Origin of the sequence: Mycobacterium sp., from assembly GCF_035633495.1 — a bacterium.
Lineage (GTDB): Bacteria > Actinomycetota > Actinomycetes > Mycobacteriales > Mycobacteriaceae > Mycobacterium.
In genome coordinates this window covers 1-6,771 of sequence record NZ_DASQEU010000045.1, presented here as the reverse complement: position 1 = coordinate 6,771, position 6,771 = coordinate 1, and the positions used below count along the sequence as shown (strand labels likewise).

Sequence of the window (6,771 nt, the reverse complement as noted above, 5' to 3'; positions counted from 1 at the left end):
AGCAGTTCCGTCAGCCATCGGTCGATCGATACCGTCGATGGTGACAGCAGTTCCGTCAGCCATCGGTCGATCGATACCGTCGATGGTGACAGCAGTTCCGTCAGCCATCGGTCGATCGATACCGTCGATGGTGACAGCAGTTCCGTCAGCCATCGGTCATCGTCACCGTCGCTGGTAGTCGCTCCCGCGGCGGCGTGCGGGGAATATCACCTCCCCGCGCGGCGCTGTACGGGTGCTGCCCTCCGGTGCTGACTACCGGACCCGTGCGGCACCCACCCCCCTGATTTGAGACGAGGAAGAACCCACCGTGGCCACGAACGCCCTGGACAAGGTCCGCAACATCGGGATCATGGCGCACATCGACGCGGGCAAGACCACCACGACCGAGCGCATCCTGTTCTACACCGGCATCACCTACAAGATCGGTGAGGTCCACGAGGGCGCCGCCGTCATGGACTGGATGGACCAGGAGCAGGAGCGGGGGATCACCATCACCTCCGCCGCGACGACGACGTCGTGGAAGGGTCACAAGATCAACATCATCGACACGCCCGGGCACGTCGACTTCACCGTGGAAGTCGAGCGGTCCCTCCGTGTACTGGATGGTGCCGTCGCGGTGTTCGACGGTGTGGCCGGGGTCGAGCCGCAGACCGAGCAGGTCTGGCGGCAGGCCGAGAAGTACCACGTGCCGCGGATGTGCTTTGTCAACAAGCTCGACCGCACCGGCGCGAACTTCTTCCGCTGCGTCGACATGATGGTCGAGCGGCTCGGCGCGACCCCTTTGGTGCTGCAGATCCCGATCGGGGCGGAGGGCGACTTCATCGGCGTTGTGGACCTGCTGCAGATGCGCGCGCTGACCTGGCACGGCGAGACCGTCAAGGGCGAGGACTACCTGATCGAGGAGATTCCGGCGGGCCTGGCGGACGACGCGGCGCAGTGGCGCGAGAAGTTGATCGAAACGATCTCGGAGAATGACGACGTTGCGATGGAGGCGTACCTGGCCGGCGAGGAACTGACCCTCGAGCAGTTGAACGCTGCGATCCGTCGGGCGACCATCGCCGGCAAGGTCAACCCCGTCGTCACCGGTTCCGCGTTCAAGAACAAGGGCGTTCAGCCCATGCTCGACGCCGTCGTCGAGTACCTGCCGTCGCCGCTGGACGTCGGCGCGATCGAGGGCACACTGCCCGACGGGGTCACCCCCGCGGAGCGCCACCCCGATCCGTCTGACAGTTTCGCCGGCCTGGCGTTCAAGGTCGCGACCGACCCGCACCTGGGCAAGCTGACCTTCGTGCGGGTGTACTCCGGCACCTTGAACACCGGCACCCAGGTCGTCAACGCGACCAAGGAGCGCAAGGAGCGGATCGGCAAGATCTACCAGATGCACGCCAACAAGCGTGAGGAACTGGCCTCGGTCAGCGCCGGCGACATCGTCGCCGTCATGGGGCTCAAGCAGACCACCACTGGTGACACCCTTTCCGATCCGGCGCACCAGATCGTGCTCGAATCGATGAACTTCCCCGATCCGGTCATCTCGGTGGCCATCGAGCCGAAGACCAAGAGCGACCAGGAGAAGCTGGGCACCGCGATCCAGAAGCTCGCCGAAGAGGATCCGACGTTCAAGGTCAAGAACGACGAGGAAACCGGTCAGACGGTCATCTCCGGCATGGGTGAGTTGCACCTGGACATCCTGGTGGAGCGGATGCGGCGCGAGTTCAAGGTCGACGCCAATATCGGGAAGCCGCAGGTGGCCTACCGCGAGACCATCCGGGGCACAGTCGAGAAGTACAGCTATGTCCACAAGAAGCAGACCGGTGGATCCGGGCAGTACGCCAAGATCCTCATCACGGTCGAGCCGCTGGACATGGCCGCGTCCGAGGGCGCGACCTATGAGTTTGTCAATGCTGTCAGCGGTGGGCGGATCCCGAAGGAGTACATCCCCTCGGTGGACGCCGGAGCCCAGGACGCCCTGCAGTACGGCGTGCTGGCCGGTTACCCGGTGCTCGGGGTGAAGCTGACGCTGGTGGACGGTGCGTACCACGAGGTCGACTCGTCCGAAATGGCCTTCAAGATCGCGGGTTCCATCGCGATGAAAGAAGCCGCTCGGCTGGCCAAGCCAGTGCTGCTCGAGCCGTTGATGAGCGTCGAGGTGGTCACGCCCGAGGACAACATGGGTGACGTGATCGGCGATCTGAACTCCCGTCGCGGGCAGATCCAGTCGATGGACGAGCGCAGCGGCGCGCGGGTCGTGACGGCGCTGGTGCCGTTGTCGGAGATGTTCGGTTACGTCGGCGACCTGCGGTCGCGGACCCAGGGTCGGGCGTCGTACTCGATGGTCTTCGACCGCTACTCGGAGGTCCCGGCGAATGTGGCGAAGGAAATCATCGCGAAGGCGACAGGCGAATGAGGCTGTCACACTCAACTGCGCGAGGGAGCGCGCGAAGACGAAGGGCGGACGAGGCAGTCACGATCCAGGGCGCGAGGGAGCGCCCGAAGACGAAGGGTGGACGAGGACACGAGGGAGCGCCAGCGACCGAGGCCCGGAGTTCGCCCCGAGTCGAGCATCAGGCACAGCGACCGAGGCCCGGAGTTCGCCGCGGAGCCGAGCAATGCGATCGCGAAGGCGACAGGCGAGTGATCTCAAATGGGTATTCCAGGCGTGCGGATTGGCCCCACGGCGCGGCCATCCGTACCCTGCACAGTCGGGATGGTGGGCGGTCTCGCACCTCCACCGTCACGGGTCCGGGTTCGACAGAGAACCCGGTCCAGATCCATCCACCAACGCCCTGACGACCTGAATCAGTACCGGAAGTCGCATGGCGCATCAGAAGAGTCCTGAGGAGGACAGCAGTGGCGAAGGCGAAGTTCGACCGGAGCAAACCGCACGTCAACATCGGCACCATCGGTCACGTCGACCATGGGAAGACGACCCTGACGGCGGCCATCACCAAGGTGCTGCACGACAAGTACCCGACCCTGAACGAAGTATCCGCCTTCGATCAGATCGACAAGGCTCCTGAGGAGCGGCAGCGCGGCATCACCATCAACATCGCGCACGTCGAGTACCAGACGGCGAAGCGCCACTACGCGCACGTGGACGCCCCCGGCCACGCGGACTACATCAAGAACATGATCACCGGTGCCGCGCAGATGGACGGCGCGATCCTCGTGGTCGCCGCCACCGACGGCCCGATGCCGCAGACCAAGGAGCACGTGCTGCTGGCCCGTCAGGTCGGCGTGCCCTACATCCTGGTCGCCCTGAACAAGGCCGACATGGTCGACGACGAGGAGATCCTGGAGCTCGTCGAGCTCGAGGTCCGCGAGCTGCTCGCGGCGCAGGAGTTCGACGAGGACGCCCCCGTCATCCGCACCTCGGGCCTGAAGGCTCTCGAGGGTGACCCGAAGTGGGTCGCGACCGTCGTCGAGCTGATGGACGCCGTCGACGAGTCCATTCCGGAGCCCGTCCGCGACACCGAGAAGCCGTTCCTGATGCCGATCGAGGACGTGTTCACGATCACCGGTCGTGGGACCGTCGTGACCGGCAAGGTCGATCGCGGCAAGGTGAACATCAACGAGACCGTCGAGATCGTGGGCATCAAGAAGTCGTTCACCACGACCGTCACCGGTGTCGAGATGTTCCGCAAGCTGCTCGATTCGGGCCAGGCCGGCGACAACGTCGGGTTGCTGCTGCGCGGCACCAAGCGTGAAGACGTGGAGCGCGGCCAGGTTGTCGTCAAGCCGGGCTCGATCACCCCGCACACCGATTTCGAGGCGCGGGTCTACATCCTGGGTAAGGACGAGGGCGGACGGCACACGCCGTTCTTCAACAACTACCGCCCGCAGTTCTTCTTCCGCACCACCGACGTGACCGGTGTGGTGAACCTCCCCGAGGGCACCGAGATGGTCATGCCGGGCGACACCACCGAGATGACGGTTACGCTGATCCAGCCGATCGCCATCGAGGAGGGCCTGCGCTTCGCCATCCGCGAGGGTGGTCGCACCGTCGGTGCCGGTTCGGTGACCAAGATCATCAAGTGAGCTGACGCGGGCCAGTTGGTCCGCTGATGGGCTCTGACGGGGCCCCGCTGCGATTCGTCGCGGCGGGGCCCCGTTGCTCGCGGCGGGGTGCGCTGCTCGTGCCTCAGCCAGGGGTCGTGGGTGGGCGAACCCGTCCTGTGGGCACGGTGCTCACGCGTTGGGTGCCAAACCCAGGCTGCAGCACGGGGTCGGCGCACACTGCGTGAGCATGGTGCGGCTGGGCCCGGTCATCTCCCGGCCACACCCCTTCGCAGCGCAGGTTCTAGGCCCTGCGATCGGCGCCAGCTGGCACCACTAGGCCCGCCGAGTTGTTCCCATGTCCGAATTCCGTCCACATTCACATGACAACGGTGGCGGAGGCCTTGACTGCGCGCCGAAGCTCAGCCCATGACGACGAGCCTCCCGCCCAATCGCCCGCGGCTGATTCTCAGGGCCGGTGCGCTGGCAGCGGGCTATAACGACGACGAGATCAAGCGTTTGCGGCGATCCGGGCAGTGGACGTCCGCGGCTCGTGGCGCCTACTTCGACAACGCCAGTGCCCCGAAGCTGTCCGGAGCCGAACGGCATCGCCTGATGGTAGACACCGCCGTGCCGCGGTTGTCCGGCGAGCCTGTGGTCAGCCATCTGTCGGCTGTTGTGTTTCACGGCCTTCCGCTGTGGCGGACCCACCTGAACGAAGTCCATGTCACCAGGCGGGCGCCGGCCAAGGCCCATCGTGGGTCCATGGTCCATAGCCACCTCGCCGCGCTCGAGCCTGACGACGTCGTTCTCGTGGGCCATCGACGCGTCACATCACCGACCCGGACCGTCGTGGACGTGGCCAGAACCGTGCCATTCGACCAGGGCGTGATCGTCGCGGACGCCGCTTTGCGTTTGGGCTTGACCACGCAGGAGAAGCTCGCCGATCAGCTGAAACGCTCACGCCGAATGCCAGGAGCACGTGCCGCCGGGCGGGTGATTGCCTTCGCGGACGGCCGAAGTGAGAGCGTCGGCGAATCCCGTAGCCGGGTGATGATGCACCGCGAAGGTCTCCCTCAACCGGAATTGCAGATGACGGTGTGTGATGGCGACGGAACGTTCTTGGGCCGAGCGGACTTCGGCTACCGGCGGCGGAAGGTGTTGGGGGAATTCGACGGAAAGATGAAGTACCAGGGCGGACCCCACGGCGAGGACCCTGGCGACGTGGTGTTCCGGGAGAAGCAGAGAGAGGATGCGCTGCGCGCCGCCGGATGGACTGTGGTGCGCTGGATTTGGGCAGACCTGGACGAGCCCGCTGCCGTTGTTCACCGGCTTCGCCGCGCGCTCGACCGTCCGGGCTAGGGCCCTTGTCCGGCGTGCGAAGCTCCCGGTCCCTCGGACTGCCACGCACCCACGGCGGCAGGGGGTGCCACCTGCCGCGTGACGAGTGCAGCGGTCACGCGGGCGGTCTGGCCGCGCCGGCGATGAGGGATCAGTCCGCACGATGCTCACCGATTGTGCGCCGACCCGGTGCTGCGGCATGGGTTTGGCTCCCACAGCGTGAGCATCGCGCCCACGGCATGAGCATCGTTCGGCCCGGCGAGCGGTGTGGCGCCTGCGGCGGCTGGTTTGGCGGCGCCGGTGTGAGCAGTGGGTGCGGCCGCACTGGCCCGCGAGGCCGCGCCCGCGTTGACCGGTTCAGCCCGCACGATGCTCACCGATTGTGCGCCGACCCGTCGCTGCAGCATGGGCATGGCACCCATACCTTGAGCATCGTTCCCCACAGCGTGAGCATCCTGCGCCGCGCGGGAACCGTCGGGGTGTCGGGCGGCCGCGAGCAGTGACGGTCGGCGGCGTGTCGGGCACCGCGAGCAGTGACGGTCGGCGGCGTCTCGGGCACGGATGGGCGGATTTGAAGTCGCCCCCCGTGATGAGGCATACTTCTCGGGTTGCCCTCAGCGGGGTTGCGCTCTTGCGCGGCCCTGATCAGGGTCGGCACAGCACGGGTATGGTGGATCGAGCTGATCTCCAGCCGGTACTGCGACGGCGGGCAACCAGCAGCTATCCGAGCACCACCGACCATGTTGCGCTCACACGAGCGTGACCGGTCCACCAGCATTCGCCTGATTCCGGGGCGGATGCCCGTAGCTCGGGCGACACGCCCGACCACGTGGACCGGTGATCCCGGACAGATGAACAGTGGCGGCGGACCTGGTCCGTCCGGCACGGCGCGCGTGCGTGCCGGGCCATGGGTGCGCGCGAGCGCGTCAGCGCGACCAGCAGTGCCCGCAGGACCAGCAGTACGGCACACCAGAGATCAGCGCCATCGATGCACGACAGAAGCGGCAGCAGCCGCGACAAGCGAGAGGGACGGCAAGCGTGGCGGGACAGAAGATCCGCATCCGGCTCAAGGCCTACGACCACGAGGCGATCGATGCGTCAGCGCGCAAGATCGTCGAGACGGTGACCCGCACGGGCGCCCGGGTGGTCGGCCCCGTGCCGCTGCCCACCGAGAAGAACGTGTACTGCGTCATCCGCTCGCCACACAAGTACAAGGATTCGCGCGAGCACTTCGAGATGCGCACGCACAAGCGGCTGATCGACATCATCGACCCCACGCCGAAGACCGTCGACTCGCTGATGCGACTCGACCTCCCGGCCGGTGTCGACATCGAGATCAAGCTGTAGAGGAACGCATCAGATGGGTACCAACGTGAAGGGCATCCTGGGCGAGAAGCTCGGCATGACCCAGGTGTGGGATGACGCCAACCGCGTCGT

Annotated in this window: 5 protein-coding genes; 4 read left to right on the top strand and 1 reads right to left on the bottom strand. The window is 66.2% G+C overall.

The genetic code is table 11. The features are described 5' to 3' along the window. Positions 1-349: 349 nt before the first annotated feature. The 3 genes from fusA to VET27_RS07265 all read left to right on the top strand — a co-directional run bounded on the left by fusA (position 350) and on the right by VET27_RS07265 (position 5,355). Complete coding sequence (gene fusA / locus VET27_RS07275; protein WP_526516563.1) at positions 350-2,404, top strand: elongation factor G; 2,055 nt, start codon at positions 350-352, stop codon at positions 2,402-2,404. A 443-nt stretch (positions 2,405-2,847) separates the two neighbouring features. Beyond that, positions 2,848-4,035 (top strand): elongation factor Tu, encoded by a 1,188-nt coding sequence (gene tuf / locus VET27_RS07270; RefSeq protein WP_526516561.1) that lies wholly within the window; start codon positions 2,848-2,850, stop codon positions 4,033-4,035. A 387-nt stretch (positions 4,036-4,422) separates the two neighbouring features. Beyond that, a complete protein-coding gene (locus VET27_RS07265) occupies positions 4,423-5,355 on the top strand; it encodes a hypothetical protein (RefSeq protein WP_526516559.1) in 933 nt (310 codons plus the stop codon). A 146-nt stretch (positions 5,356-5,501) separates the two neighbouring features. Here the strand turns inward: VET27_RS07265 and VET27_RS07260 are convergent, their stop codons facing one another. Continuing rightward, the gene (locus VET27_RS07260; protein ID WP_526516557.1) at positions 5,502-5,756 is read right to left on the bottom strand and encodes a hypothetical protein; all 255 of its coding nucleotides are present in this window, start codon (positions 5,754-5,756) and stop codon (positions 5,502-5,504) included. Between the two features lie 616 nt (positions 5,757-6,372). Here VET27_RS07260 and rpsJ point away from each other — a divergent pair. Continuing rightward, positions 6,373-6,681: a 30S ribosomal protein S10 gene (gene rpsJ, locus VET27_RS07255; RefSeq protein ID WP_526516555.1), complete on the top strand. Its 309-nt coding sequence runs from the start codon at positions 6,373-6,375 to the stop codon at positions 6,679-6,681. The last annotated feature ends 90 nt before the right edge of the window (positions 6,682-6,771 follow it).